Annotated in this window: 31 protein-coding genes; 23 read left to right on the top strand and 8 right to left on the bottom strand. The window is 64.6% G+C overall.

The annotated features are described in order from the left end of the window. Window positions 1–96: 96 nt before the first annotated feature. The 5 genes from O9320_13590 (at window position 97) to O9320_13570 (ending at window position 5,463) form a co-directional block, all read left to right on the top strand. A complete protein-coding gene (locus tag O9320_13590; GenBank protein ID MCZ8311879.1) occupies window positions 97–1,236 on the top strand; it encodes an acyl-CoA dehydrogenase family protein in 1,140 nt (379 codons plus the stop codon). Window positions 1,237–1,300: 64 nt separating this feature from the next. Beyond that, complete coding sequence (locus O9320_13585; GenBank protein MCZ8311878.1) at window positions 1,301–2,947, top strand: ATP-binding protein; 1,647 nt, start codon at window positions 1,301–1,303, stop codon at window positions 2,945–2,947. A 16-nt stretch (window positions 2,948–2,963) separates the two neighbouring features. Then, window positions 2,964–4,022, top strand: coding sequence for an enoyl-CoA hydratase/isomerase family protein (locus tag O9320_13580; GenBank protein MCZ8311877.1), 1,059 nt, complete (start codon window positions 2,964–2,966; stop codon window positions 4,020–4,022). A 19-nt stretch (window positions 4,023–4,041) separates the two neighbouring features. Next, window positions 4,042–4,914 (top strand): 3-hydroxyisobutyrate dehydrogenase, encoded by an 873-nt coding sequence (gene mmsB / locus O9320_13575; GenBank protein MCZ8311876.1) that lies wholly within the window; start codon window positions 4,042–4,044, stop codon window positions 4,912–4,914. Window positions 4,915–4,980: 66 nt separating this feature from the next. Continuing rightward, entirely contained in the window at window positions 4,981–5,463 is a 483-nt protein-coding gene (locus O9320_13570) for a winged helix DNA-binding protein (GenBank protein ID MCZ8311875.1), read from the top strand. Window positions 5,464–5,468: 5 nt separating this feature from the next. Here the strand turns inward: O9320_13570 and O9320_13565 are convergent, their stop codons facing one another. The 6 genes from O9320_13565 to O9320_13540 all read right to left on the bottom strand — a co-directional run bounded on the left by O9320_13565 (window position 5,469) and on the right by O9320_13540 (window position 9,979). Then, a complete protein-coding gene (locus tag O9320_13565) occupies window positions 5,469–6,188 on the bottom strand; it encodes an LrgB family protein (GenBank protein MCZ8311874.1) in 720 nt (239 codons plus the stop codon). After that, window positions 6,185–6,538, bottom strand: a complete 354-nt coding sequence (locus tag O9320_13560; GenBank protein ID MCZ8311873.1) for a CidA/LrgA family protein — start codon at window positions 6,536–6,538, stop codon at window positions 6,185–6,187. Before O9320_13560 ends, O9320_13565 begins: the two co-directional genes overlap by 4 nt. Window positions 6,539–6,560: 22 nt before the next feature. Then, window positions 6,561–7,799: a HAMP domain-containing sensor histidine kinase gene (locus O9320_13555; protein MCZ8311872.1), complete on the bottom strand. Its 1,239-nt coding sequence runs from the start codon at window positions 7,797–7,799 to the stop codon at window positions 6,561–6,563. 45 nt (window positions 7,800–7,844) lie between these two features. Beyond that, a complete protein-coding gene (locus tag O9320_13550; protein ID MCZ8311871.1) occupies window positions 7,845–9,047 on the bottom strand; it encodes an acyl-CoA dehydrogenase in 1,203 nt (400 codons plus the stop codon). A gap of 63 nt (window positions 9,048–9,110) precedes the next feature. Beyond that, window positions 9,111–9,521: a RidA family protein gene (locus O9320_13545; protein ID MCZ8311870.1), complete on the bottom strand. Its 411-nt coding sequence runs from the start codon at window positions 9,519–9,521 to the stop codon at window positions 9,111–9,113. Continuing rightward, on the bottom strand, window positions 9,518–9,979 hold the full coding sequence (locus O9320_13540) for a thioesterase family protein (GenBank protein MCZ8311869.1): 462 nt from the start codon (window positions 9,977–9,979) through the stop codon (window positions 9,518–9,520). Before O9320_13540 ends, O9320_13545 begins: the two co-directional genes overlap by 4 nt. Window positions 9,980–10,050: 71 nt before the next feature. Here O9320_13540 and O9320_13535 point away from each other — a divergent pair, with 71 nt between their 5' ends. From O9320_13535 to O9320_13480, 12 genes are all read left to right on the top strand, one after another. Then, window positions 10,051–10,248, top strand: a complete 198-nt coding sequence (locus O9320_13535; protein ID MCZ8311868.1) for a hypothetical protein — start codon at window positions 10,051–10,053, stop codon at window positions 10,246–10,248. Window positions 10,249–10,320: 72 nt separating this feature from the next. Next, window positions 10,321–10,752 (top strand): ribose 5-phosphate isomerase B, encoded by a 432-nt coding sequence (gene rpiB / locus O9320_13530; protein MCZ8311867.1) that lies wholly within the window; start codon window positions 10,321–10,323, stop codon window positions 10,750–10,752. 29 nt (window positions 10,753–10,781) lie between these two features. Beyond that, window positions 10,782–12,101 (top strand): serine hydroxymethyltransferase, encoded by a 1,320-nt coding sequence (locus tag O9320_13525; protein ID MCZ8311866.1) that lies wholly within the window; start codon window positions 10,782–10,784, stop codon window positions 12,099–12,101. A gap of 30 nt (window positions 12,102–12,131) precedes the next feature. After that, window positions 12,132–12,590, top strand: a complete 459-nt coding sequence (gene nrdR, locus O9320_13520; GenBank protein MCZ8311865.1) for a transcriptional regulator NrdR — start codon at window positions 12,132–12,134, stop codon at window positions 12,588–12,590. A gap of 16 nt (window positions 12,591–12,606) precedes the next feature. After that, window positions 12,607–13,686, top strand: coding sequence for a bifunctional diaminohydroxyphosphoribosylaminopyrimidine deaminase/5-amino-6-(5-phosphoribosylamino)uracil reductase RibD (gene ribD / locus O9320_13515; GenBank protein ID MCZ8311864.1), 1,080 nt, complete (start codon window positions 12,607–12,609; stop codon window positions 13,684–13,686). A 10-nt stretch (window positions 13,687–13,696) separates the two neighbouring features. Next, the gene (locus O9320_13510) at window positions 13,697–14,308 is read left to right on the top strand and encodes a riboflavin synthase (GenBank protein ID MCZ8311863.1); all 612 of its coding nucleotides are present in this window, start codon (window positions 13,697–13,699) and stop codon (window positions 14,306–14,308) included. A 79-nt stretch (window positions 14,309–14,387) separates the two neighbouring features. Next, window positions 14,388–15,557, top strand: coding sequence for a 3,4-dihydroxy-2-butanone-4-phosphate synthase (ribB, locus tag O9320_13505; protein ID MCZ8311862.1), 1,170 nt, complete (start codon window positions 14,388–14,390; stop codon window positions 15,555–15,557). Further along, on the top strand, window positions 15,541–16,029 hold the full coding sequence (ribH, locus tag O9320_13500; GenBank protein MCZ8311861.1) for a 6,7-dimethyl-8-ribityllumazine synthase: 489 nt from the start codon (window positions 15,541–15,543) through the stop codon (window positions 16,027–16,029). Before ribB ends, ribH begins: the two co-directional genes overlap by 17 nt. Beyond that, the gene (nusB, locus tag O9320_13495) at window positions 16,026–16,514 is read left to right on the top strand and encodes a transcription antitermination factor NusB (GenBank protein MCZ8311860.1); all 489 of its coding nucleotides are present in this window, start codon (window positions 16,026–16,028) and stop codon (window positions 16,512–16,514) included. Before ribH ends, nusB begins: the two co-directional genes overlap by 4 nt. A gap of 2 nt (window positions 16,515–16,516) precedes the next feature. Beyond that, window positions 16,517–17,497, top strand: coding sequence for a thiamine-phosphate kinase (thiL, locus tag O9320_13490; GenBank protein ID MCZ8311859.1), 981 nt, complete (start codon window positions 16,517–16,519; stop codon window positions 17,495–17,497). A 68-nt stretch (window positions 17,498–17,565) separates the two neighbouring features. After that, window positions 17,566–17,931 carry a hypothetical protein gene (locus O9320_13485; GenBank protein MCZ8311858.1) on the top strand — a complete coding sequence of 122 codons (366 nt, stop codon included), beginning with the start codon at window positions 17,566–17,568 and terminating at the stop codon, window positions 17,929–17,931. Between the two features lie 16 nt (window positions 17,932–17,947). Then, window positions 17,948–19,150 carry an MFS transporter gene (locus O9320_13480; GenBank protein MCZ8311857.1) on the top strand — a complete coding sequence of 401 codons (1,203 nt, stop codon included), beginning with the start codon at window positions 17,948–17,950 and terminating at the stop codon, window positions 19,148–19,150. Here the strand turns inward: O9320_13480 and O9320_13475 are convergent. Then, the gene (locus tag O9320_13475; protein MCZ8311856.1) at window positions 19,147–19,731 is read right to left on the bottom strand and encodes an NnrU family protein; all 585 of its coding nucleotides are present in this window, start codon (window positions 19,729–19,731) and stop codon (window positions 19,147–19,149) included. The genes O9320_13480 and O9320_13475 overlap by 4 nt on opposite strands. Before the next feature lie 178 nt (window positions 19,732–19,909). Between O9320_13475 and O9320_13470 the strand changes: the two genes are divergently transcribed. After that, entirely contained in the window at window positions 19,910–21,994 is a 2,085-nt protein-coding gene (locus O9320_13470) for a sodium-translocating pyrophosphatase (protein ID MCZ8311855.1), read from the top strand. Between the two features lie 81 nt (window positions 21,995–22,075). Here O9320_13470 and bamE read toward each other — a convergent pair whose 3' ends face one another. Then, complete coding sequence (bamE, locus tag O9320_13465) at window positions 22,076–22,549, bottom strand: outer membrane protein assembly factor BamE (protein ID MCZ8311854.1); 474 nt, start codon at window positions 22,547–22,549, stop codon at window positions 22,076–22,078. Window positions 22,550–22,687: 138 nt separating this feature from the next. On the opposite strand from bamE, the gene O9320_13460 reads away from it, so the two are divergent. From O9320_13460 to O9320_13440, 5 genes are all read left to right on the top strand, one after another. After that, window positions 22,688–23,242 carry a ubiquinol-cytochrome C chaperone gene (locus tag O9320_13460; GenBank protein ID MCZ8311853.1) on the top strand — a complete coding sequence of 185 codons (555 nt, stop codon included), beginning with the start codon at window positions 22,688–22,690 and terminating at the stop codon, window positions 23,240–23,242. After that, complete coding sequence (locus O9320_13455; protein ID MCZ8311852.1) at window positions 23,239–23,796, top strand: DUF177 domain-containing protein; 558 nt, start codon at window positions 23,239–23,241, stop codon at window positions 23,794–23,796. Before O9320_13460 ends, O9320_13455 begins: the two co-directional genes overlap by 4 nt. A gap of 139 nt (window positions 23,797–23,935) precedes the next feature. Further along, window positions 23,936–24,121 (top strand): 50S ribosomal protein L32, encoded by a 186-nt coding sequence (gene rpmF / locus O9320_13450; GenBank protein MCZ8311851.1) that lies wholly within the window; start codon window positions 23,936–23,938, stop codon window positions 24,119–24,121. Window positions 24,122–24,206: 85 nt separating this feature from the next. After that, window positions 24,207–25,247 carry a phosphate acyltransferase PlsX gene (gene plsX, locus O9320_13445; protein ID MCZ8311850.1) on the top strand — a complete coding sequence of 347 codons (1,041 nt, stop codon included), beginning with the start codon at window positions 24,207–24,209 and terminating at the stop codon, window positions 25,245–25,247. A 6-nt stretch (window positions 25,248–25,253) separates the two neighbouring features. After that, window positions 25,254–26,222, top strand: coding sequence for a ketoacyl-ACP synthase III (locus tag O9320_13440; protein ID MCZ8311849.1), 969 nt, complete (start codon window positions 25,254–25,256; stop codon window positions 26,220–26,222). Window positions 26,223–26,255 lie beyond the last annotated feature (33 nt).

Here is a 26,255-nt window from a genome sequence, read left to right as displayed (position 1 = left end):
TGTCCCCTCGATCGACCGAACTTAGCGAAACGACATTGTCTTTCCAACCGTTCTGGTCGAAATTGCGGCAAAGACCGAACGGGGAGACGTGCCGCGATGGATTTCGAGCCCAGCGACGAGCAGCGCGCCATTCAAAGCCTTGCGCGCGACTTTGCCGCCGAGCAGATGGCGCCGCACGCGGCCGCTTGGGATGCCGAAAAGATGTTTCCGGTCGAAACACTGCGCGCGGCGGCGGCGTTGGGGCTTGCCGGCATCTATACGGGCGAGGAATTCGGCGGCTCGGGTCTCGGGCGCATCGAAGCGGCGTTGGTGTTCGAGGAATTGTCGACCGCGTGCGCATCGACGGCGGCGTATCTGTCGATCCACAACATGGCGTGCTGGATGGTCGACCGCTTCGGCGATACGGCCTTGCGCGCGAAATTGCTGCCCGACATGACGGCGATGGCGAAATTCGCGAGCTATTGCCTGACCGAACCCGGCTCGGGCTCGGATGCGGCGAGCTTGCGCACGCGCGCCGAACGGCGCGGCGACATCTATGTGCTGAACGGTACCAAGGCGTTCATCTCAGGTGCAGGCGCATCGGACGTCTATGTCGTGATGGCGCGTACGGGTGGGGCCGGGCCCAAGGGCATTTCGGCGATCGCGGTCGAGAAGGGCAGCAAGGGCCTCTCGTTCGGCAAGCAGGAGAACAAACTCGGCTGGAACTCGCAGCCGACCGCGATGGTGATCTTCGAGGATTGCGAAGTGCCCGTCGCCAATCGTCTGGGTGCGGAGGGCGAGGGCTTCAAGATCGCGATGCAGGGGCTCGATGGCGGTCGCGTGAATATCGCTGCCTGCTCGATTGGGGCCGCGCGCGCCTCGATGGAAGCCGCGCGCGACCATATGAAAGCGCGCCAGCAATTCGGCAAGAAGCTGGCGGAGTTCCAAGCACTGCAGTTTCGCCTGGCCGATATGGCGACGTTGCTCGACGCGGCCCGTCTGCTTGTGCACCGGGCGGCCGCAGCCCTCGACGCAAAATCGGCCGATGCGAGCTACCAGTGCGCGATGGCCAAGCGATTTGCGACAGATGCGGGTTTTGCGGTGTGCGACGAAGCGCTGCAGCTGTTCGGCGGCTACGGCTATCTCAAGGATTATCCGGTCGAGCGGCACTTGCGCGATGCACGCGTTCATCGCATCCTCGAAGGGACCAACGAAATCATGCGCGTGCTGATGGCGCGCAAATTGTTGGGCGACTAGGCCCGCGCCCGCATCCGCCGCTTGCCTGTGGCAATCGGCGGCGGTTTGACGCTAGGCTCGCCCCATGATGATCGCTGCCGCCAATCCGTGGCTTCCCGACTTTCTGCAGACGCGACGCGCCGTGCCGTGGCTCGCCGCGAACGGTGCCGTTGCGACGGCGTATTTCGTGCTGGCGACGATCGTGTCCCGTTTCTTTGCCGAATACGGGCTGTTTCCGGCCCCGATCTGGCTGCCGACCAGCGTTGCGATGGTGGCCGCGATCGCCGGCGGCTTTGGTCTTGCGGGCGGGATCTTCGTCGGCGCGTTTCTTGCGAATTTTGTTTTGTTCGACACGCCGATTCTGCCGGCCTTGGCGATCGCAACAACCAATACAGCGGGTCCTCTCGTCGCGGCGATATTGCTGCGCCGGCACCGGCCATCGGGCGGGATGTTCGCGAGCATCAAGGGCGTATCGGCCTTTCTGCTCTATGCGACTTTGCTGAGCCCGGCGATCAGCGGCTTGGGCGGCGCTTTGACGGTGTCGGCAGGCAGCGGCTTCGATCTTGCGACCGTCGGCTCGATTTGGCTCGGCTGGCTGCTGACTGACAGCGGCGGCACGCTCTTTCTGGCGGTGACCGTCATCCTGTGGCTGCGGCTCGAGCGCGAACCGGATACGAGCCGAAGCGAGACGGCCAAGAATTCGGATCGCGTCGTGTGGGCGGCGGTTGCTCTGTCGGCGGTGGCAATCTTCCAGATACAGCTCACGCCCAATTCGGTCGTGTCGTGGGCCTATCCGTTTCTGCTCGTCGTGCCGGCGGCATGGATCACGCTGCGCATGTCGCTGCGCGCCGCACAGACTTTGATTTCGCTTGTGGCGATCGTCGCGTGCGCCAGCACGGTCGCGGGGCTCGGGCCCTTCCAGACCGGGGCAGGCAATGGCTTGCAGCTCGCCTGCGTGCTCGTCGTGTCTTTGGCGATGACGGCTTTGACGATCTCTGCCCTTGCCGCCGAGCGGCGCAAGGCCGAGGCCGCGAGCCAGATCAAATCGATGTTTCTTGCGACCGCCAGCCACGAACTGCGCACGCCGCTCAACGGCATCATCGGCTATTCCTCGATGCTGGCCGAGAGCGAGCGCATCGCGCCCGAAAAGATCCGCGAATTCGCGCGTGCCATCGAGCAGAGCGGGCAGCATCTGCTGCAGCTCATCAACGAGCTGCTCGATCTCACGAAGATCGAAGCGGGCCGTTTCGATTTGCGCAACGAGAAGGTCGATCTTGCAGCGCTGATCGGCGCTGCGATCGACGCGACATTCGGCCTTGCGCGCGTGAAGAATATCGACGTCCAGGCGCCCGCACTTAGCGCGATCGTCCTGCACGGCGATCGGCGTGCCTTGATGCAGATTCTGCTGAATCTTCTGTCGAACGCGGTCAAATTCACGCCGGCGGACGGGCGCGTCGATCTTGCGGTCAATCACTTGCGGGACGGCAGCGTCGAGCTGCGCGTGCGCGACAACGGGCCCGGCATCCCGGGCGAAGCCCTCGAAACCGTGTTCGTACCTTTCGAGCGGCTGCGCGGCATCGCAGCTTCCGACGTGCCGGGCACGGGGCTTGGGCTTGCGATTTCGCGCGGGCTTGCCGAGCTGCATGGCGGCACGCTGCATCTCGAGAGCGTGTTGGGTGCCGGCACGACAGCGGTGCTGATCTTGCCGCCGACGCGGGTTGCGGCCAGCTAGAGCGGAGCGACACAAAGTGGACGAAGCGGAAATCCTGTTCGGCACGAACGGCCAGACGGCGACGGCAATCTTGAATCGCCCCAAAGCGCTCAATGCGCTCACGCTTGGCATGATCGAAGCACTCGCGCCGAAGCTGCGCGAATGGGCGGCGGCCGCGTCCGTGCGCCAGATCGTGCTCAAAGCCGCGGGCGAGCGCGCCTTTTGTGCGGGCGGCGATGTGCGCGCGGCCTACGAGGCGGGGCTTGCCGCCAAGCGCGGCGGCAAACAAAGCGCGCTTACGCGTGATTTCTTTTTCGAAGAATACCGCCTGAACCGACAGCTCGCGCGGTTCCCGAAGCCCATCGTGTCGCTGATCGACGGTATTTGCATGGGCGGCGGCGTGGGCTTGTCGGTGCATGGGCGTTATCGCGTGGCAACCGAGCGTACGCTGTTTGCGATGCCCGAAACCGCCATCGGTCTGTTCCCGGATGTCGGCGGCTCGTATTTTCTGCCGCGCTTGCCCGGTCGCATGGGCCGTTTCCTGGGGCTGACCGGCGAGCGGCTGAAGGCGGCCGATCTTCTCCACCTCGGGCTCGCCACACATTATGTGCCGAGTGCACGCTTGGCCGAGCTCGAAGCGGCCTTGGGCGACGATGCGGCCGAGCGCGTGTTGGCCGCGTTTCATGCCGATCCGGGGCCGGCTGAATTGCCCGCGCGCGAAGCCGCGATCGCGCGCTGCTTCGCACCCGACAGCATCGAAGGGATTTTGGCGGCCCTGGATGCCGAGGGGCAGGAATGGACCGCGAAGCTCGCCTTGCGCTTGCGCAAGATGAGCCCGACCAGTCTCAAAATCTCGCTGCGGCAGCTCGATCTCGGCACGGCGCTGTCGATCGAAGATGCGCTGCGCATGGAATTCCGCATGGTCCAGCGCTGCATGGCGGCCGACGATTTCTACGAAGGCATTCGCGCCGTTCTGGTCGACAAGGACCAGGCGCCCCGATGGACGCCTGCCTCGCTCGACGCGGTCGATGCGGCCGCCGTCGCGCGCTATTTCGCACCGCTCGCACTCGGCGACGAACTCACCTTCATCGACTGACAAAAAGGAGCCTCACAAGATGGCGACAGTCGCATTTATCGGTTTGGGCAATATGGGCGGGCCGATGGCGCGCAACCTCGTCAAAGCAGGGCACGTTGTGCGTGGCTTCGACGTGGCGGCGGCGAACATCGCGGCGGCCGGTGCCATTGCGTGCGCGTCGGCCGCCGATGCAGCCGCGGGTGCGGACATTGTCGTGACGATGCTGCCCGCAGGCCCGCATGTGCAGAAGGTCTATGGCGAGGTGCTGCCTGCCGCCAAAGCCGGCACGCTTTTGATCGATTGTTCGACCATCGACGTCGATACGGCGCGCCGCGTGGCGGCCGATGCGGCCGCGCGCGGGCTCGAGATGCTCGACGCGCCCGTCTCCGGCGGAACGACCGGGGCGGAGGCGGGGACATTGACCTTCATGGTCGGCGGCAGCGAAGGCGGTTTCGCGCGTGCCCAGCCCTATCTTGCCCAGATGGGCAAAACGATCGTGCATGCCGGCGGGCCTGGCAACGGCCAAGCCGCCAAAATCTGCAACAATATGATTCTCGGCATTTCGATGATCGCGGTCGCCGAAGGTTTCAGCCTTGCCGCCAAGCTCGGGCTCGATGCGCAGAAGCTGTTCGACATCAGTTCGAAATCCTCGGGCCAATGCTGGTCGATGACGACCTATTGCCCGGTGCCGGGCCCGGTGCCGACCTCGCCTGCCAATCGCGACTACAAGCCCGGCTTCACGGCCGACATGATGTTGAAGGATCTGAAGCTTGCGCAAAATGCAGCGCAAACTGTCGGCCAAGCGACGCCGATGGGGGCTGCAGCCCAGTCTTTGTATGCTTTGATGGCTTCGGCGGGCCTTGGCGCAAAAGATTTTTCGGGCATTATCAATATGTTGCAAGGTAAGTCATGACTTATCGGGCGCTTCCCCGTATTTTGGTTAAAATACATGTGAGTTTTTGGGGTCATGAGCATGTCGCTGAAAAAGGACTATCTGGATTCGGTTTCGCTGGTTGAGCGTTTGCATCGCCAGTTTCTCGAGGTCGTGAAACTCGAGCTTGACCGCATGGGCATTCGCGACATCAACAACGTCCAGGCGCTGATCCTCTACAATATCGGCCCCGACGAGCTCACCGTGGGCGAACTCACGCAGCGCGGCTACTATCTGGGTTCGAACGTTTCTTACAATCTCAAGAAACTCATCGACAACGAGTACATCTCGCAGGCGCGCAGCCCGCACGACCGCCGCTCGGTGCGCGTGAAGCTGACCGAGACCGGCATCAAGCTGCACGGGCTGCTCGACAAGGTGTTCGAGCGCCATGCCGACGAGCTCACGCGCTCGACGCTCAATCCCCAGGATCTGACGCAGCTCGAGAACACGCTGCGCCGCATGGAACAGTTCTGGATTGCGGCGATCGGGCAGGGCGGGTTCGCCCCGCAGGTCACGTCTGCGGCCGAGTAAAGCCGCTAGAGCAGCAGTTTCACGATCGCCGGCACCAGCAGGGACGTGGCGAGGGCACTCAAGCCCATGCCCACGCCCGCAAACGCACCCGCGACTTCATTGACCTGAAACGCGCGCGCCGTCCCAATGCCGTGTGCAGCGATGCCCACGCTAAGTCCCCGCGCGCGCCAATCTTTGATGCCGGCGGCGTTGAGCAGTAAGGTTGCGAAGGTCGCGCCGATGATACCGGTCAAGATCACGAGGGCCGCCGTGAGAGAGGGCAGGCCGCCGATCTGCTCGGAAATGCCCATCGCAACCGGCGTCGTCGCCGATTTCGGCGCAAGGCTCAACAGCGTCTGGCGCGAAGCACCCAGCAGCCACGCTGTGCCGATCCCCGTCACGATCGCGACAAGCGAGCCCACGACGATCGCCGCACCGATCGCAAAGGCCGTGCGGCGGATCGTCTGGAAGTTTCGGTAAAGCGGCACGGCAAGTGCGACCGTCGCGGGCCCAAGCAGGAAATGCACGAACTGGGCGCCCTCGAAATAGCGCTGGTACGACGTGTCTGAAATCCAGAGAAGGACGGCCAGCAGCGCGATCGCAATCAGCACCGGATTGGCAAGCGGATTGCGGTTGGCGCGCAAGAATACGGCATATCCGATCTGGTAGGCGAGCAGGGTGGCCGTCAGCCCCACGAGCGGGGTCGCCGCAAGATAAACCCAGGCTTGGAACAGCTGATCGCTCATTTCGACGAGCCGCCATCGGTTGGCGCAAGCCAACGCATCGTTGCGGCGGCAGCGAGGATTGCGGCCAACGTCGAGACGAACAGGGCCGCCAGAATGGCGGGCCACTCGGCCGCAATGATGTCGAGATGCAGCACGACGCCGACACCGGCAGGCACGAACAGCAACGACAGATGTTCGAGCAGGCCGCCCGCGACTTTGCCCGTGTCGGCATCCACGCCGCCTTTGTAGGCGAGCCAGCCGAGCATCAAGACCATACCGATCACAGGCCCCGGCAATGGCAAACTCGCGGCGCGTGCCGCGATTTCGCCGGCCAACTGGCAGAGCAGCAGAAGCGTCAGAACGCGCAACATCGCGTCCACTATGGCGGATCGCTCAGTTCGCCGCCAGCCTTGCCGCTGCCGGTATCGACGGCAATTCGACCTTCGAAAAGTCGAGCGCCACGCGGGTACCTTCGCCGGGCTCGCTTGCGATGCGGAAGCCGACATTGTTGAGGTCGCACAGGGCGGTCACGAGCGGCAGGCCGAGCCCTGTGCCGTCGTGGTCGCGCGCGAGCGAGCTTGCGACCTGGCCGAACGGCTTCAGCGCCAGTTCGATTTCGTCTTGCGTCATGCCGATCCCGGTATCCGCGACTTCGATGACCGGGCCGCATTGCGCATCGCTGCGCAGACGCACCGCGACGCTTCCGCCCGTGCGTGTGAACTTGACTGCATTCGACAGGAGATTGAGCACGATCTGGCGCAGATGGCGCGGATCGACCTCGACCGTTGCGGCGGGCTCGTCGATCTCGACGACAAGCGTGAGCTGCGCGCGCCTTGCCGCTTCGCGGACCATGCGCAGGGCCGACTCCACGGCGCCAGCAAGATCGGTCGCCTGGCGCTCGGCGCGCATCTCGCCCGCTTCGAGCTTGGCCATGTCGAGCAGGTCGTTGATCAGCGACAGAAGATGCTTGCCGCTCCCATGGATGTCGTCGGCATAGTCGCGGTAGCGCCGGTCGATCGGCCCCATGATGGCGCCCGACATGATCTCGGCAAAGCCGATGATGGCGTTGAGCGGCGTGCGCAGCTCGTGGCTGAGATTGGCGAAGAAACGCGATTTGAGCCGCGAAGCGGATTCGGAGGCTTCGAGCGCCTCCGCCAAGCGCCGATTGACTGCGGCCGCCTCCGACAGGCTCGCGCGCAGCAAGCCCAACGCAGCTCCCATGCCGACATAGCGCCCGTCCGCCACGACGATGAAACCGCGCGTGAGGGCGGACGGCCGGTCGTCGGCGATCAGATGCTGCAGCGCCACGATGTCGATGTTGCGATCCACGACCAGCGGATCGCGATCCATGATAACCGTCGCGGGCTTGTTCGCGAATAGGGCCCGCCCGTAGCTGTGCGCAAGTTGGCGCAAGAAATGGTAGCGGTCGATGAGGCCCAGTGGGCGCCCGTCCGCGCAGATTGGGACTGCGAGCAGATCGGGATCGGACACGAACCGATCGTAGACGGCAGCGCACGGCGTGCTTGGCGCCACCGGTTCAATCGCCAAGACGTGGCGGTCGATGCCGACAGGCTCCAGCCTTTCAGCTGCCGCTTCGTGCTGCGCGAACGATGGGGGAGACAACGCATTCATATAGGATGCATCGTAGCCCCTCATCGTGAAGTTTGGATGACAGCGTTAGGGTCCGAACGCCTGAATTCCCGTCTGCGCGCGACCCAAGATCAGCGCATGGATGTCGTGCGTACCTTCATACGTGTTCACGGTTTCGAGATTGAGCATGTGCCGGATCACGCCGTACTCGTCCATGATGCCGTTGCCGCCGTGCATGTCGCGCGCCATACGCGCAATGTCGAGCGCTTTGCCGCAGCTGTTGCGCTTGATGATGCTGATGGTCTCGGGCGCCAAGCGCCCTTCGTCCATCAGGCGCCCGGCGCGCAGGCAGGCGAGCAGGCCGATCGAAATTTCGGTCTGCATGTCGGCGAGTTTCTTTTGGATGAGCTGGTTGGCCGCGATGGGGCGGCCGAACATCTTGCGCTCGAGCGTATAGCGCAACGCGGCATGCCAGCAGAATTCGGCCGCACCGAGAGCGCCCCATGCAATGCCGTAGCGCGCGCGGTTGAGGCAGCCGAACGGGCCTTTGAGACCTTTGACATTCGGCAGCAGCGCGTCTTCGGGCACATGCACGTCGTCCATAACGATTTCGCCCGTGATCGAGGCGCGCAAGCTGAACTTGCCTTCGATCTTCGGGGCGGACAGGCCCTTCATGCCTTTTTCGAGCACGAAGCCGCGGATCTCACCGGCATCGTCCTTGGCCCACACGACGAACACGTCGGCGATCGGCGAATTCGAGATCCACATTTTGCTGCCCGACAGCACGTAGCCGTCGGCCACTTTGCGCGCGCGCGTGAGCATGCCGCCGGGATCCGAGCCGTGGTCGGGCTCGGTCAAGCCGAAGCAGCCGACCCATTCGCCGGTCGCAAGCTTGGGCAGGTATTTCTGGCGCTGGGCCTCGGTGCCGTAAGCGTGGATCGGATACATCACGAGCGAGGACTGCACGCTCATCATCGAACGATAGCCGCTGTCAACGCGCTCGACTTCGCGCGCGATGATGCCGTAGGCCACGTACGAGGTGCCCGCACAGCCATAGCCCTCGATTGTGGAACCCAGAAAGCCGAGGGCGCCCATTTCGTTGAAGATCGACCGGTCGGTCGTTTCTTCGCGAAACGCGTGCTGCACGCGCGGCGCAAGCTTCTCCTGGCAATAATCGCGCGCGGCGTCGCGGATCATGCGCTCTTCTTCGGTGAGATCGGCGTCCATCAGGAACGGATCTTCCCACTGGAAGGCGGCTTTTTTCGTCGGAGCGGGGGCGGTGTCGGGCATGGCGAAATCCTCGAGGGCAGCTTCTTCGGAAGGGATTATAGAGCGCGCGCGGCGGCTGGCCACCTAATCCGGCAGAACGGCGGTCGCTTCGATCTCGACGCGCGCGCGCGGCTCGAGCAGCGATTTGACTTCGACCAGCGTCATCGCCGGAAAATTGCGACCCAGAACGTCGCGATAGGCACCGCCGACGGCGGCAAGATTTGCGAGATATTCGTGTTTGTCGACGACGTACCAGGTGAGGCGCACAAGATGGGCGGGCGATGCCCCGGCGGCGGTCAAAAGGGCCGCGATGTTGGCGAGTGCCTGGCGCGCCTGGTCGACGAAGGCGTCGCTTTCGAAGGTCGAGTTGGCGGGGTTCCAGCCGATTTGGCCTGCGATGAAAATCTGGCGCCCGCTCGCGACGATCGCGTTGGCATAGCCTTTGGGCTTGTCCCAGCCGGGCGGTAGGATCGCGTGGTGCGGGGCTTGGGTCATGGGGCGGCTCCGGGTTTGGGCGGCGGCGTCCAGCCTGCGGCGGCGAGCTGGTAGGCGGCAAAGCGACGGCGCAGATCGTCGGGAATCGGCGTCGACTTGCCGCTGTCGAGGTCCATATACACCGTCACGATGCGCAACTGCAGCCGCAAGCGCTCGGCGTCGTGCCCGAAGATCGAAAACGCGATCGAGCTTTGCCCGACGCGGTCCAGCAGCAGCGTCATCGCCAGCGTTTCGCCCATGCGCGACGGCGCGAAGAAATCGCACGCCGCGTGCACGATAGGGGTGGCCCGGCGCTCGGCGAAGATCAGCTTTGCGTAGTCCACGCCGAGGCGTTTGGTGTAGAAATCTTCGACGACGCCGTTGGCGAAGTCGAAATAGTTCGGGAAATAGACGATGCCCGCCGGATCGGTATGGCTGAAGCGGATCTGCTGCGCGATGCTGAAAACGTCGGCTGACATGAAATTAGTTTAGACCTAAAATATCTTCCTCGCAACCAACCGCACGCCGCAACCAACCGAACGAATGGGCCATGCCGCGCGAAACGCTGTTCGAATTTCACCAGATCGGCGCCTTTACCAAGGCAACGGCGATCGATGCCGAAACCGGCCTCGAAGTGTCGATCGTTGGCCCCTCCAATTCGAGCGAATTGGTGCTGCGCAACAATGCCTTGCGCAAGCTTGCCGCCGCCTTGAAGCGGCACGGCATCGACGTCGCGGCAAATCGCTGAAAAGCGCAGAAATCGCAATCGCTTGGGGCCAATTGTCGAGCCGCAACGAGATATGGTAGGGTCCGGCCCGTCATGTCCGAACCCATCGCCCTTGCCGCCGATCACGGCGGCGTCGAGCTCAAGACAATGCTGGCCAAACGCTTGGCCGAGCTTGGCTATCGCGTCGTCGATTTGGGCACGCACACGGCCGACAGCGTCGACTATCCCGACTATGCCGACCGTCTGGCGGCGTGCGTTGCGGCCGGCGAAGCCGCGCGCGGCGTGCTCATCTGCGGCTCGGGCATCGGCATTTCAATCGCCGCCAACCGCCATCGCCATCTGCGCGCAGCGCTCTGCCACGACGAGACGTCGGCACGCCTGTGCCGCCAGCACAACGATGCCAACGTGCTGGTGCTGGGTGCCCGCCTCATCGGGCCGGAAACCGCGCGCGCGTGCCTCGATGTTTTTCTGACCACGCCATTCGACGGTGGGCGCCACGTGGCGCGCGTCGTCAAACTCAGCTGATTGCTTATTCAACGAAGGAAACTCTGCCGATGTCGCCTGCCGAACCCGCCCGCCCGTTCGACGCCGATTTTGCCCAGCGCTTTTTCGGCACGAGCTTGGCCGATTCCGATCCCGACATTCGCGCGTCGATCGACCGCGAACTCGGGCGCCAGCAGAACGAGATTGAACTGATCGCGTCCGAAAACATCGTGAGCCGCGCCGTGCTCGAAGCGCAAGGCTCGGTGCTCACGAACAAATACGCCGAGGGTTATCCGGGGCGGCGCTATTACGGCGGCTGCGCGTTCGTCGACGAGGCCGAAACACTCGCCATTTCGCGTGCCAAACAGCTGTTCGGCTGCAACTACGCCAATGTGCAGCCGCATTCGGGCGCGCAGGCGAACCAGGCCGTTTTCTTCGCGTTGCTGCAGCCGGGCGACACCTACATGGGCATGTCGCTCGCCGAAGGCGGGCATTTGACGCACGGCGCCCCGGCCAACCAGTCCGGCAAATGGTTCAAGCCGATTTCCTACGGCGTGCGCGCGGACAACCAGCTCATCGACTACGACGCGATGGAAGCCAAAGCGCTTGCCGAGAAGCCGAAGCTCATCATCGCGGGCGGATCGGCCTATTCGCGCCAGATCGATTTCGCGCGCTTCCGCGCCGTTGCCGACAAGATCGGCGCCGTGCTGATGGTCGACATGGCGCATTATGCGGGCCTTGTGGCGGGCGGGGCGTATCCGAATCCGCTGCCGCATGCGCACGTGGTGACGACGACCACGCACAAGACACTGCGCGGGCCGCGCGGCGGCATGATCCTGTCGATGGACGAAGATCTCGGCAAACGCTTCAACTCGGCCGTCTTTCCGGGCCTGCAGGGTGGGCCGCTCATGCATGTGATCGCGGCCAAGGCGGTTGCGTTCGGCGAAGCGCTGCGGCCCGAGTTCAAGGCCTATGCCGCCCGCGTGGTCGAAAATGCGCGCGCCCTTGCGGCACGCCTCGTCGAGCACGGGTTAGCGATCGTCTCGGGCGGGACGGACAGCCATCTGATGCTCGTCGATCTGCGGCCCAAGAACCTGACCGGCACTGTCGCCGAAAAGAGCCTCGAACGCGCGGGCCTCACCTGCAACAAAAACGGCATACCGTTCGATCCGCAAAAGCCGATGGTCACGTCGGGCATCCGGCTCGGCACGCCCGCAGGGACTACGCGCGGCTTCGGCCCGGCCGAGTTCCGCACGATCGCCGACCTAATCGCTGAAACGCTGAACGGCCTTGCCCACTCCAACACGGGCGAGAATGCGGCCGTCGAAGCGGCCGTGCATGCCAAGGTGAAGGCGCTCACCGCGCGCTTCCCGATCTATCGCGGCTTCTAGGCCTGACAAGAAGAAGGGAAAATCCCGCCCATGCGCTGTCCGTTTTGCGGCCACGAAGACACCCAGGTCAAAGATTCGCGTCCGACCGAAGACGGTTCGGCGATCCGGCGGCGGCGCTTCTGCCCGTCTTGCGGTTCGCGTTTCACCACGTTCGAGCGCGTGCAGCTGCGCGAGCTCACCATCGTCAAGAAAAACGGCGCGAAGGAAACCTTCGAGCGCGAGAAGATCCTGCGCTCGCTGACGCATGCGGTGCGCAAGCGCCCGGTCGAGCCCGATCGCGTCGAGCGCATCGTCTCGGGCATCCAGCGCCGTCTCGAGAGTTTGGGCGAAAGCGAAATTCCGTCGACCGTAGTCGGCGAGATGGTGATGGACGCGCTGCGCACGCTCGACCATGTCGCCTATATCCGCTTTGCGTCGGTCTACAAAAACTTCCGCGAAGCGAAGGATTTCGAAGATTTTGTCGGCAAGCTCGGCGACAACGACGAGTGAAGCCGATTTGGGCTTCATGGACGCGGCGCTGTCTTTGGCGCGCCGCGGCCTGGGGCAGACTTGGCCCAATCCCGCCGTCGGCTGCGTAATCGTCAAAGGCGGCCATGTCGTCGGGCGCGGCTGGACGCAAGCGGGCGGCCGCCCGCATGCCGAAACGCAAGCGCTGGCGCGCGCCGGTGCTGCTGCTGAGGGTGCAACCGCCTACGTGACCCTCGAGCCGTGCAGCCATCACGGCCAGACGCCGCCTTGCGCCGATGCGCTGATCGGAGCAGGCATTGTGCGCGTCGTGGCGGCAATGGGCGATCCCGATCCGCGCGTATCGGGGCGCGGGTTCGAGCGTCTGCGCCAAGCCGGCATTGCCGTCGTCGAAAATGTGCGGCGTGGCGAGGCCGAGGCGGTCGCGGCGGGTTTTCTGCTGCGCATCGCGGCGGGCCGGCCGTTGGTCACGCTGAAGCTTGCGACCTCACTCGACGGGCGTATCGCCACGCGCACCGGCGAAAGCCGTTGGATTACGGGGCCGGCCGCGCGTGCGCGTGCACATGCACTTCGCCTGTCGCACGATGTGATCCTGGTGGGCTCGGGCACGGTCGCGGCCGACGATCCGATGCTCGACGTGCGCCTGCCGGGCACGCAAAACGCCATTCGCGTGCGCGCGGTCGTGGATGGGCATTTGCGCTTGCCGCTGACGGCCAAGCTGGTGGCGACGGCGCGCGCGCGCCCGACCTGGGTTTTCGCGCGATCCGATGCCGACCGCGCGCGTGCAGCCGCCCTCGATGCCGCCGGCGTGGAAGTCTTTCGCCTCGCGGCGGCGGCCGACGGGCATCTGGTTCCCGCCGACGTGCTGAAAGGTTTGGCCGCCCGCGGCATCACGCGTGTGCTGCTCGAGGGGGGCGGGCGGCTTGCGGCAGCGTTTTTGCGCGCGAATCTCGTCGATCGCGTGGTGCGGTTCGGGGCCGGCAGCGTGATCGGCGGCGACGGAATTGCGGCCGTAGCGGCTTTTGGGCTCGAAAAACTCGGCGAGGCGCCGCGTTTCGTGCGTACGGCGCTCGAGCCCTGCGACGAGGATGTGCTGGAAACTTGGGGCCGGGCGCCTTAAGTTCCCCGCCATGTTTACCGGCATCATCGTCGATCGCGGGCGCGTGCGCGCCCTTGAACCTGCAAAAGCGTCCAGCGACACGCGGCTTGAAATCGCGACGGCACTCGATACCGAGCGCTTCGCGATCGGGGCCTCGATCGCGTGTTCGGGCTGCTGCCTCACCGCAATCGCCAAAGGACCCGGCTGGTTTGCGGTCGAAGCCTCAGGCGAGACCTTGTCCAAAACCACGCTCGGCGGCTGGCGAGTAGGCACGGAAATCAATCTCGAGGGCAGCTTGCGCGTCGGCGACGAACTCGGCGGGCACATCGTGTCGGGCCATGTCGACTGCACGGCCGTGCTCAGCTCGGTTGCACCCGAGCAGGGCTCGTGGCGGCTGGTTTTTGCGGTCCCAGCCGCCTTTGCGCGCTATATGGCGCCCAAAGGCTCCGTTGCGATCGATGGCGTTTCGCTCACGGTCAACGAAGTGCGCGATTTGGCCGACGGTGCTGCCGAATTCGGCGTCAACATCATCCCGCATACCTGGCATGCGACGACCCTGGGCACGCTCCAGCCCGGCATGCGGGTGAACATGGAAGTCGATGCGCTGGCGCGCTATGTTGCGCGTATTCTCGCCAAAGCCTGACCCGGCGCCAGACGCGGCCTTAGACAACGAAAGCGGACAAGCCCCCGTGCCCTTCAAGCCATCCCAGCGCCAAGCCGAGATTCTGTCGACCGGACAGACGGAAGTCGCGTTCCTGTCGTCGATCGAGGAAATCGTCGAGGATGCGCGCAATGGCCGCATGTTCATCCTCGTCGACGACGAGAACCGCGAGAACGAGGGCGATCTCGTGATCCCGGCCCAGTTCGCCACGCCTGAGGCCATCAATTTCATGGCCAAGCACGGGCGCGGCCTCATTTGTCTCTCGATGACGCGCGCGCGCTGCGAAACGCTGGGTTTGCGGCTCATGAGTGCGGACAACGCCTCGCGCCACCAGACCGCGTTCACCGTTTCGATCGAAGCGCGCGACGGCATTTCGACCGGCATTTCGGCGCACGACCGCGCACGCACGGTGCAGGTCGCGATCGACCCCGCCAAGGACCAGCGCGACATCGTGAGCCCCGGCCACATCTTTCCGCTCGTGGCGCGCGACGGCGGCACGCTCGTGCGCGCGGGCCACACGGAAGCCGCCGTCGACATCGCGCGCATGGCGGGCCTCATCCCGGCGGGCGTGATCTGCGAGATCATGAACGACGACGGCACGATGGCGCGGCTGCCCGATCTCGTGAAATTCGCGCAGTATCACGGGCTCAAGGTCGCCACGATCGCCGACCTCATCGCGTTCCGCCGCAAGAACGACCGCATCGTCGACCGCGTGCACGAAAGCACGTTCGAAAGCGAGCATGGCGGCACGTGGCGCATGCTCGTCTACGTGAACCGCGCGGCCTATGCCGAACACATTGCCCTCGTGAAGGGCGACATTTCGACGTCCGATCCCGTCCTTGTGCGCATGCATGCGCTGAGCGTGCTCGACGACGTGCTCGGCGACCAGACGCTGCAGCGTGCGGGCACGCTGCAGGCCTCGATGCGCACGATTGCGGCCGCCGGCCGCGGTGCGCTTGTGCTGCTGCGCGAGCCGCGCGCCACGAGCCTCTCCGATCGCGTGCGCGCGCGCTTTGGTGCGGAGAAGGCCAGCGAGAGCAAATCGGGCGACGCCAAGTCGCCGGAAGGTGGGCCTGAGCTGCGCGACTACGGCGTGGGTGCGCAGATCCTGCTCGATCTCGGCGTCAAAGACATGGTCCTGCTGTCCAACGCGCGCCGCGCCGTGGTCGGTCTCGAGGGCTACGGTCTCAACATTGTGGGGCACAAGAGCATCGATGTTCGCGTCCGCTGATTTCACCTCGCCGACGGCGGCCGATTTTGCGGGGCAGCGCCCGCGCGTGCTGATCGTCGAAGCGCGTTTCTACGCCGATCTGGCCGACGAGCTTGCCAAGGGAGCCGAAGCCGCGATCGCGTCCGTGGGCGGCATTGCCGAACGCGTCGCGGTACCCGGCGCTTTCGAACTGCCGGGAGCGATCGCGATGGCCGACATGGCCGGTGCGGGTTACGACGGCTATGTGGCGTTGGGGGCCGTGATCCGCGGCGAGACCACGCATTACGACTATGTGTGCGGCGAGAGTGCGCGTGGGCTGCAGGACCTCGCCGTGCGGCGCGGCCTTGCGATCGGCTACGGCATTCTCACGGTCGAAAACATGGAACAAGCTTGGGCACGCGCACGACGCACCGAAGGCGACAAGGGCCATGGGGCGGCCGTTGCCGCCCTTGCCATGATTGCCTTCAAGCGCCGTCTGGCGTCGACGCCATGAGCGCCGCCGGTCGCGAGCATGCACGCAGCAAGAACGGCCGCACCACGTCGCGTCTGGCGGCCGTGCAAGCGCTCTATCAGATCGAATTCGCGGGCGAAGATCCGCACGGCGTGGTCGAGCAGTTCCGCCGCTATCGCCTGAAGCCCGGTTTCGGCGGCCCCGATTGGCCCGATGCTGAGCCGCAATTTTTCGTCGATCTCGTCGAGGGCACGTGGTCGCGCAAGCCCGAGATCGACGGGCTGATCTCGCCGGCCCTGGCGCAAGGATGGACGCTCGCGCGCATCGATCCCGTCTTGCGCGCGATCCTGCGCGCCGGGACTTACGAGCTGCTTGCGCGCGGCGACGTGCCTGCGCGTGCCGCGATCGACGCCTATGTCGATCTGTCGCTCGAATTCGACGCCGGGCGAGAAGTTGGCTTCATCAACAGCGTGCTCGACCGCATCGCCAAAGGGTGCCGGGCACCGGAGATGGCGGAGCGCCGCTAACCATGGCGCGCCGCACCGCCAAATCCGGCGAGTTTGCGACTATCGCCAAACTGTTCCGGCCGCTAGCACGCGGCGACAAAGCCGCCCTTGCGCTCGGCGACGATGCGGCCTGCATCCGCCCGAGGCCCGGCCACGATCTGGTCGTGACGGCCGATGCGCTCGTGGCGGGCGTTCATTTTTTTGCGGACGATCCGCTTGTCGACATCGCGCGCAAGGCGCTGCGCGTCAATCTCTCCGACCTGGCCGCCAAGGGCGCCAAGCCCATCGGCTATTTCTTGGCACTCGCGCGGCCGAAGGATATTGACGATCGCGCCCTTGCCGCCTTTGCGAGCGGTCTTGCGCGCGACGGCGAATATTTCGACATCCCGCTGCTGGGCGGCGACACCACCTCCACGCCGGGGCCGCTCACGATTGCGATTACGGCTTTGGGCGAGATCGGGCAGGGCAGGATGCTGCGCCGCGATGGCGCACGTTCCGGCGACGATCTTTGGCTTTCGGGCACGCTTGGCGACGGCGCATTGGGGCTTCTGGTTGCCAAGGGCGCTCTGGCACCCGGCAAGGCGCTGCTCGCACGCTATCGATTGCCACAGCCGCGCCTGGCGCTGGGACGAAAGCTCGTCGGCCTTGCGCATGCCGCGATGGACGTGTCGGACGGGCTTGGTGCGGATCTTGGGCATATGTGCGCGCGCTCCGGCCTCGGGGCGACTGTGGCGCTTGCGCAGCTGCCGCTGTCGCGTAGCGCTGCCAAGGCGCTCGCCGCCGATCCAAGCCTGCTCGAGGCGGTCGTGGCGGGCGGGGACGACTACGAATTGCTGTTCGCAGCACCGCCGTCGGCACGTGCGGCGATCGCACGCGCGGCCATTGCCGCCAAGACCCCAGCGACGCGCATCGGCCATTTCGCCAAGGGCGCACCGCAAGTTCGCTTCGTCGATGCGGCCGCCCGGAGGCAGCGCTTCGCGCGCGCGGGCTTTACCCATTTCTAGTCCTGCGCCATAGTCCAAAAATCGTGAAAAAAAGACGCTCCTTCCTTTTTTTAGCCGCTGCAGCTTTTTTGGCGCGGCCGGCGCTTGCTCAGACCCCAGCACCCGGTGCTGGCGACGATCCAGGGGCGGAGATTTTTCTGCCGCGCATGCTGGTGCCCGCGATCCAGAACAACCAGGTCAAGCGCCACTACGCGCTGCTGATCAAGCTGCGGCTTTTCAAACGCGCCGACGTTGACAAGGTGCGCGCCTCGATGGACCGGCTGCAGAACGCCTTTGTCTACGACCTCAACGACATTGCCGCGCAAGGCGACAATTTCGACCGCGAGCGCGCCAAGCGGCGTCTGACGGCTTCGGCCGTGCGCATTCTCGGCAGCGATGACATCCTCGAAGAGATCGTCTTCGAGCGCGTGCTCGAACGGCGGATCGGAAACTGAAAGACGCCTCTCGCCAATGACCCAAGCTATCGAATTCGACGCCACGTCCCGGCGTCGCACCCTCATCCTTTCCGTCTCGCAAGCGCTGCTGATGATCGGCACCTCGACGATGATCGCCGAGGCGGCCCTCGTCGGCCACATGCTCGCCGAAAACAAGTCGCTTGCGACCGTGCCCGTGGCACTCATGCAGCTCGTCGTGATGCTGGCCACGTTTCCGATGTCGTTTCTGATGAAGCGCTACGGCAGGCGGGCAGGCTTCACGTTGGGTGCTGCCTGCGGCATCGCGGGTCAAGCGCTCTGCGTTTATGCGATTTTCAGCGGCTCGTTCCTGCTGTTCTGCATCGGATCGGCGATCAACGGCGTCTACAATTCGGCCGGGCAGTTCTACCGCTTTGCCGCCGCCGACGGGGTCGGGCCCGCCTTGCGGCCCAAAGCGATCAGCTACGTGCTGGCGGGCGGAGTGGCTGCAGCTGTGATCGGGCCTGAAATCGCGCGCCTCACGCACGACATGTTCGAGCCGGTCGCGTTCGGCGGTTCGTTTGCGGCCCTTGCGCTGCTGGCGTGCGTGGCGTTGCTGGTCGTGCAGCTGATCGACATTCCTGTCCCCACCGGCGAGGAGCGCTCAGGCACGGCGCGCCCGTTGCTCGAACTGCTGGCCCAGCCCAAAGCCGCCGTTGCAGTTTTTGCGGGTGCGGTCGGCTATGCGGTCATGTCGTTGGTGATGAACGCGACACCGCTGGCGATGATCGCCTGCGGCATGGTCTTCGGCGATGCCGCGCGCACGATCCAGGCGCATGTGCTGGCGATGTTCGTGCCGTCGTTTTTCACGGGCTCGATCATCGGGCGCTTCGGCGTCGTGCGCGTGATGGCGGCCGGGGCGGTGCTGCTGCTCGGCTCGGCCGCGATCGTGCTGGCGGGCATCGAATTCTGGAATTTCTATGCGGGCCTGATCCTGCTCGGGCTCGGCTGGAACTTTCTCTATATCGGTGCGACGTCGCTGCTGACCGAAACCTACAAGCCGGCCGAAAAAGCGAAAATGCAGGCCGCCAACGATACGCTCGTTTTCGGCTCGGTCGCTTTGGCCGCCGGCCTTTCGGGCTGGATGCACAACACGGTCGGGTGGGACGCCATCAATATCGGCGCCGTACCGCTGATTGGGTTAGCGCTGGCGGCGTTGCTATGGCTCGCCTTGCGCAACCGGCGCTCGGCTGCGATTTAACCGCCGACGACGGGAATGCCGATCAGGAGCGGGTGGAGGACGAAGGCAAAGACCCCGTAGGCGGCAAGCCCGCCGACGATGGCGACGAGATCGCCGCGTCCGAATTTCATCGCCGAAAAATCGGGCGCACCCTCGACAGCCTCGCGCCGTTTGAGCGAGATCCGCGCAAACACGGCCCACGCAAGAAAGCCGCCGAACAGCAGCATCGAGCCTAAATCGCCGTTGGCGAGCAAATGCGCGAGCGCCCAGAATTTGACGGCTGCCAGCATCGGGTGGCGAACCGCGCGTTTGATGAGTCCCGGCGCATATGCGGCCGCCAGCAGCACGAACACCGGCAGCATCAGCAGCAGCGACATATGCGCAAGTGCGCGCGGCGGCGTCCACACATCGACGTAGCCGGCTGCGCGATAGTCGCCGTAGCCTTTGACGAGCAGCGCAAACCCCGCGAGCGACAGCACCGTGTAGCCGATCTTGTAGCCGTTTTCGCCAAAACGCTCGCGCAAGCTGGCGCGGACTTCGCGCTGCGTCGTGACCAAGTGGGTTCCCAAGAACAGCAGCAGGCCAAAGATCAGCAACAACATCGACGGATACTCGCATTTGCGGGTTGGGGGAGCGGGATTAGGCGCGAAACGTCGCTATTTCGCAAGTTCTTGCGTGCGCACATACCATCTGGCATGTTCGCGAACCCGAAGTTTTGCGGTATCCGCGAGTCTTCGTGCAATCAATTGAACCACAATAAGAAATAGGGGGCTTACCATCATGTCCGGTGCGTTTTGGCTGATTATTGCCTGCGGTATCCTGGCGATCCTTTACGGGATCGTCGCGTATCGCCAGGTCGTTGCCGCACCTCAAGGCAACGAAACGATGCGCAACATTGCAGCGGCGATCGCGGAAGGGGCGGCCGCCTATCTCAACCGCCAGTACCGTACGATCGCGATCGTAGGGGCTGTCGTTACGCTGATCTTGGTTTTCACCTTGGGCATCCATGTGGCCCTCGGCTTTGTCGTCGGAGCCGTGCTCTCTGGGGCAGCGGGTTATGTCGGCATGAACGTGTCGGTGCGTGCCAACGTGCGTACGGCGGAAGCCGCGCGCGGCGGCTTGCAGCCGGCTCTCGACATCGCGTTCAAGGCGGGTGCGATCACCGGCCTGTTGGTCGTCGGCTTGGGCCTGCTCGGTGTTGCCGGCTATTTCGGCGTGCTCAGCAACTGGAAGGGTGCGACGTCGCGCGCCACCATTGAAGCGCTCGTCGCCTTGTCGTTCGGTGCTTCGCTGATTTCGATCTTCGCGCGCCTGGGCGGCGGCATCTTCACGAAGGGTGCGGACGTGGGTGCCGACCTCGTGGGCAAGGTCGAGGCGGGCATTCCCGAAGACGATCCGCGCAACCCGGCCGTGATCGCCGACAACGTGGGCGACAATGTCGGCGACTGTGCCGGCATGGCGGCCGACTTGTTCGAGACCTACGCGGTGACGATCGTCGCCACGATGCTGCTGGCCGCGATCTTCTTCACGGGCGAGCAGACGCTGACCATGATGATGTATCCGCTGCTGATCGCGGGCGTGTGCATCGCGGCTTCGGTCGTGGGCACCTACTTCGTCAAGCTCGGGCCTGACAACAACATCATGATGGCGCTCTACAAGGCGCTGATCGTGACGGGCGTGATTTCGACCGGTCTCATCTTCGTCGTGACCCAGCAGTATGTGGGCCTCGACACGAAGATCGGCGACTCCACCGGCTTCGGCATGTTCGTGTGCGCGCTGGTCGGCATGGGCGTTACGGCCCTGCTGGTGTGGATCACCGAGTACTACACGGGCACGGAGTATCGCCCGGTGCGCTCGGTCGCCCACGCCTCGCAGACTGGCCACGGCACCAACGTGATCCAGGGTCTGGCCGTGTCGCTCGAATCGACCTTCCTGCCCGTCGTCGTGATCTGCGTGGGCATCCTCGTCGCGCACATCACGGGCGGTCTCTACGGGATCGGCATTGCGGCAACCACGATGCTGGCTTTGGCCGGGATCGTCGTCGCCCTCGATGCCTACGGCCCCGTGACGGACAATGCCGGCGGCATTGCCGAAATGTCGGGTCTGCCCAAGGAAGTGCGCAAGTTCACCGACGCGCTCGACGCGGTCGGCAACACGACGAAGGCCGTGACCAAGGGCTACGCCATCGGTTCGGCCGGCCTTGCGGCAGTCGTGCTGTTTGCGGCCTACATCTACGACCTCAAGCACTACTTCCCCGACATCGCCGACACGGTGAATTTCAGCCTCACGAACCCGTATGTGGTCGTGGGTCTGTTCATCGGCGGCTCGCTGCCCTTCCTGTTCGGGGCAATGGGCATGACGGCGGTCGGCAAGGCAGCGGCATCGGTCGTCGAAGAAGTGCGCCGCCAGTTCCGCGAGATCAAAGGCATCATGGAAGGGACTGCAAAGCCCGACTATGGCCGCGCGGTCGACATGCTGACGGCGGCGGCGATCAAAGAGATGATCGTACCCTCGCTGCTGCCGGTCCTCGCACCGGTCGTGCTCTACGTGGTGATCAATCTCGTGGCGGGCCAGGCGCAAGCCTTTGCCGCCATGGGGGCGATGCTGCTCGGCACGATCGTCACGGGTCTGTTCGTCGCCATCTCGATGACCTCGGGCGGCGGCGCATGGGACAATGCCAAGAAGTACATCGAAGAGGGCCATTACGGCGGCAAAGGTTCGGAAGCCCACAAGGCGGCCGTCACCGGCGATACGGTCGGCGACCCCTACAAGGACACGGCGGGGCCTGCGGTCAATCCGATGATCAAGATCATCAACATCGTCGCGATCCTGCTGCTGGCGATCCTGGCGGGCGGCGCCAGCTAACGTCTGGCTTTGTCGCTGCGGAAACGAAAACGGCCCCGGACGACAAATCCGGGGCCGTTCTTTTTCGGCTTGTTCGGGTTCTCAGCGTCTGGGTGCGGCTTTGTTGAATTTGCCTACGCTGCCGATCAGCTGTTCGATGAAGGTGAGTTCCTTGCCCGGCGACGGCGTGGTGCGCGTGACGGGATCGATTACGATGCCGTCCTCGTAGGAATAGCGCCGTACTTCGGCCAATTGTCCGGCCCCGTCGAACTGCACGACGACCACGCGCTGCTCGAGCACTTCGGGCTCGAAAAACGCGAATCTGTGGGTCTTGCGCACGACGTAGTACCAGCTCTGGTCGGCGTCGAACACGCCTTGCGAAGCGGGCGTGCCGAGCAATTGCTGCACGTCGTCGCGGGTCTGGCGCCCCGGCTCGAGGCGGGCCAGATCGTCGTCGTTGGGCACAAAGCCGCGCGTTTCGGTAAAGCCGAGCGAGCAGCCGCCAAGCCCCAGCGAAGCCGCCAAGGCAAGCCAAGCGATCGTCGATCGGGGGGTCGAGCGGGGGAGGCCAAGCATCTCCGTTGATTCCCTCGTCTGTTTGCGCCACATCATAGCCACGATAAGTGGGCTGTCGCGCGCGCGGTGTCAATGGAACAGGCTGGAGAACAGGCTGGGCCACAGGCCGGGCGACGCTCCGGAAGGATGCAGACGGGCATGGTTTTTGCGAGGATTTTCAAGCGCGACGCGACCAAAGCGGGGGCCCAGCTTCTGTATCTGGCCCTGGCGACGCAGGCGCGCGACCCGTATTTCTACGCGGTTGCCGGCGTGCCGGATTCGCTCGACGGCCGATTCGATGCGGTCGCATTGCACGCGTTTCTCGTGCTCAATCGCCTGAAGCGCGACCCGGATCCGCGTGCGGCTGCTTTGGCTCAGAATCTCGTCGATCTATTCGTGGCCGACATGGACCGCTCGGTGCGCGAACTCGGCGTGGGCGACATGGGCGTGTCGCGCCGCGTCAAGCAGATGGCGCAAGCGCTCTATGGCCGCGCTGCAGTCTACGAACAAGCACTGGCAAGCGACGACAAAGCCCTGCTGCCGAATGCGCTTGCGCGCAATCTATACGGCACGCGCGAGAATGTGCCGGCCGGCGAAATCGCCCTTGTCGCGCTCTATGTGCGTGCAGCGGCAGCAGCGCTTGCCGGGCAGTCGGTGGACGCGCTGGTGCTCGGGCAGATCGTGTTCCCGCCGCCGGCGGGTGCTGCCGCGTGAGCGAGTTTTCACGCCCCTTTGCGCTCGATGCGTTGCGCGAGCGCCCCGTGCGCCACACGGTGACGGCCACGGCGGAAGAATGCGCCGCCCTGGCCAAGCGCTTCGAGGTGCTCGCCATCGACAGGCTCGAGGCGAAACTGACATTGCAGCGCGTGCGCGCTGGACGCGCGGTGCGCGTCGAGGGGCGCATTGCGGCTTCGTTGCAGCAGGCTTGCGTGGTGTCGCTGCAGCCGGTGGCGCAGAAGGTCGCCGAGAAATTTTCGGTGCTGTTCGTCCCGCCCGAAGACCTGAAACCGATCCCGGTCGATGCCGACGGCGAGATCGACGTGGCGGCGATCGCGGCCGAAGACGAGCTCGAAGAAGCGCTGCCCAACGGCCCGCTCGATCTTGGCGAGCTGGTTGCCCAGGAATTTGCAGTCACGATCGATCCGTATCCGCGCGCCGACGGCGCCCAGTTCCAGCCGCAATGGGGCGAGGTGGGCCCCGTCGATGCTGCCGAAGGCAAGATAAAGCCCTTTGCGGACCTCAAGGCTAAACTGGCCAAGGAAAAATAGCCGGAACGTGACAGAAAGAAGACTTGAGCCGGACGGCGGAATTGTCTATCTAGGCGCCTGAATTCCGAACGACGTTTTGGTTTGACCGGGTTTGCCCCCGCATTGCTGTGATGGGGCGGCTCACGGACGAGGTTGTGTTATGGCGGTTCCCAAGAAAAAAGTTTCCCCTTCGCGTCGCAACATGCGCCGTTCGCACGATGCGATCGCGGCTGCGTCCTATTCGGAATGCCCGAACTGCGGCGAACTGAAGCGTCCGCACCATATCTGCGGCGCTTGCGGCTATTACGACGGCCGCGAAGTCGTGGCCAAGACGGCGCAGGCCTGAGCGCGCACGCCGAACCGGCATCGCGGCGGGGCGGCGACATCTGCCGCCGCGTTCCGCGAAGCTGCCGACCGGAGGGCTGGACATCTTGAGCCAACGGCTCGTGCTTTCCATCGACGCGATGGGCGGCGACAACGCTCCCGATATGGCGATCCAGGGCTGCGAGCTGGCGCAAGAGCGGTTTCCGTTCGTCGACTTTTTATTGTTCGGCGACGAAGCGAAGCTCGAGCCGCTGGTCGCGGCGACGCGCCTTGATCGCGCGCGCCACAAAATCGTGCATACCGACGAGTTCGTCGCGGGCGATGCCAAGCCTGCGATCGCCTTGCGCTCGGGCCGCAAATCGAGCATGCGCCTGGCCATCGATGCGGTGCGCGACGGAGCAAGTTCGGGCGTCGTGTCGGCCGGCAATACCGGTGCGCTGATGGCGATGGCCAAGTTCGTTTTGAAAACGCTGCCCGGCATCGACCGTCCGGCGATCGCGTCGCTTTTCCCGACGATGCGCGGCGAGAGCGTCATGCTCGATCTCGGCGCCAACGTGCAGTGCAACGCCGACAATCTCGTGCAGTTCGCGATTATGGGCGAGGTTTTTGCGCGCGCAGTGTTGGGACTCGAGCAGCCCAGCGTGGGCCTGCTCAATGTCGGTTCGGAAGAAATGAAGGGCCACGAAGAGCTGCGCCTTGCCGCAGCGTGGCTGCGCGACACCAACCTGCCGATCCTGTTCCACGGTTTCGTCGAAGGCGACGACGTTCCGGGCGGAACGGTCGATGTGGTCGTGACCGACGGGTTTACCGGCAATGTGGCTTTGAAGATCGCCGAGGGCACCTCGAAGCTCTATTCGAGTTTCCTCAAAGGCGCTTTCCAATCGTCGTTCTTGGCCAAGCTCGGCTATTTGTTCGCGAAGTCCGCCCTCAAGAAAGTGCGCTTGCGCACCGATCCGCGCCGCTACAACGGAGCCATGTTCGTGGGGCTCAATGGTATCGTCGTCAAAAGCCACGGCGGTACCGATGCGCTCGGCTTTGCTAATGCGATCGGCGTCGCGGTCGACATGGTCACGCACGGGCTCAACGACAAAATCCGCAAAGAACTGGCCCATCTGGCGCCGCCGCCGCCCGAAGCGGCAATCGGGTAGGTCGTTATGTCCATTCGTTCCGTCGTGCGCGGTACAGGCGCCTATTTGCCTGCAAACGCCGTCTCCAATCTCGAACTCGCCAAGCGCGTCGAAACATCCGACGACTGGATCGTCGCGCGCACCGGCATCAAGCAGCGCCATATTGCCGCCGACGGCGAGCTCACGTCCGATCTTGCGACGCATGCCGCCCGCCAGGCGCTTGCCAATGCCGGCATTGCGGTCGATGCGGTCGACATGGTCGTCGTCGCCACGACCACGCCGGACGCCACGTTCCCGGCCACGGCCACGACCGTGCAGGCCAAACTGGGCATGGACGGGCGCGGCTTTGCCTTCGACGTGCAGGCGGTGTGCGCGGGTTTCGTCTACGCGCTCAATGTCGCCGACAATTTCATCCGCGCAGGCCAGGTCAAAACCGCACTCGTGATCGGGGCGGAAACCTTCACCCGCATTCTCGACTGGGAGGACCGCACGACCTGCGTGCTGTTCGGCGACGGGGCAGGGGCAGTGGTCTTGCAGGCCGACGACGGGCCGGGTGCACGCGGCATTCTTTCGAGCCATCTGCATTCGGACGGGCGCTTCAACAAAGCGCTGTATACGACCGGCGGACCCAGCGCCACGCGCGAGTCCGGCGTTGTGCGTATGAACGGCCAGGAAGTGTTCAAACATGCCGTCGTCAAGCTGGCCGATGTGGTCGAAGAAGCGTTGAAGGCCAATGGTTTGGTAGGTGCGGATATTGACTGGCTTGTGCCGCACCAGGCCAACCAACGCATCATCGACGGCATGGCCAAAAAGCTCGGGCTCGGCCCCGAACGCGTGGTCTCGACAGTGGCACGCCATGCCAATACGTCGGCCGCCTCGATCCCATTGGCGCTTGCCGAAGCGGCTGCCGACGGGCGCATCAAGCAGGGCCAAATCGTGCTGCTCGAGGCGATCGGCGGCGGTTTGGCCTGGGGCGCCAGCGTCATCAGATGGTAATTGGCGAAACTGCGGGGCTTGATTCAAGTCCGG

The sequence above is a fragment of the Magnetospirillum sp. genome (assembly GCA_027532905.1).
GTDB lineage: Bacteria > Pseudomonadota > Alphaproteobacteria > CACIAM-22H2 > CACIAM-22H2 > Tagaea.
Note: the sequence above shows the minus strand (reverse complement) of the source record. Positions and strands in the feature narration are given on the sequence as shown.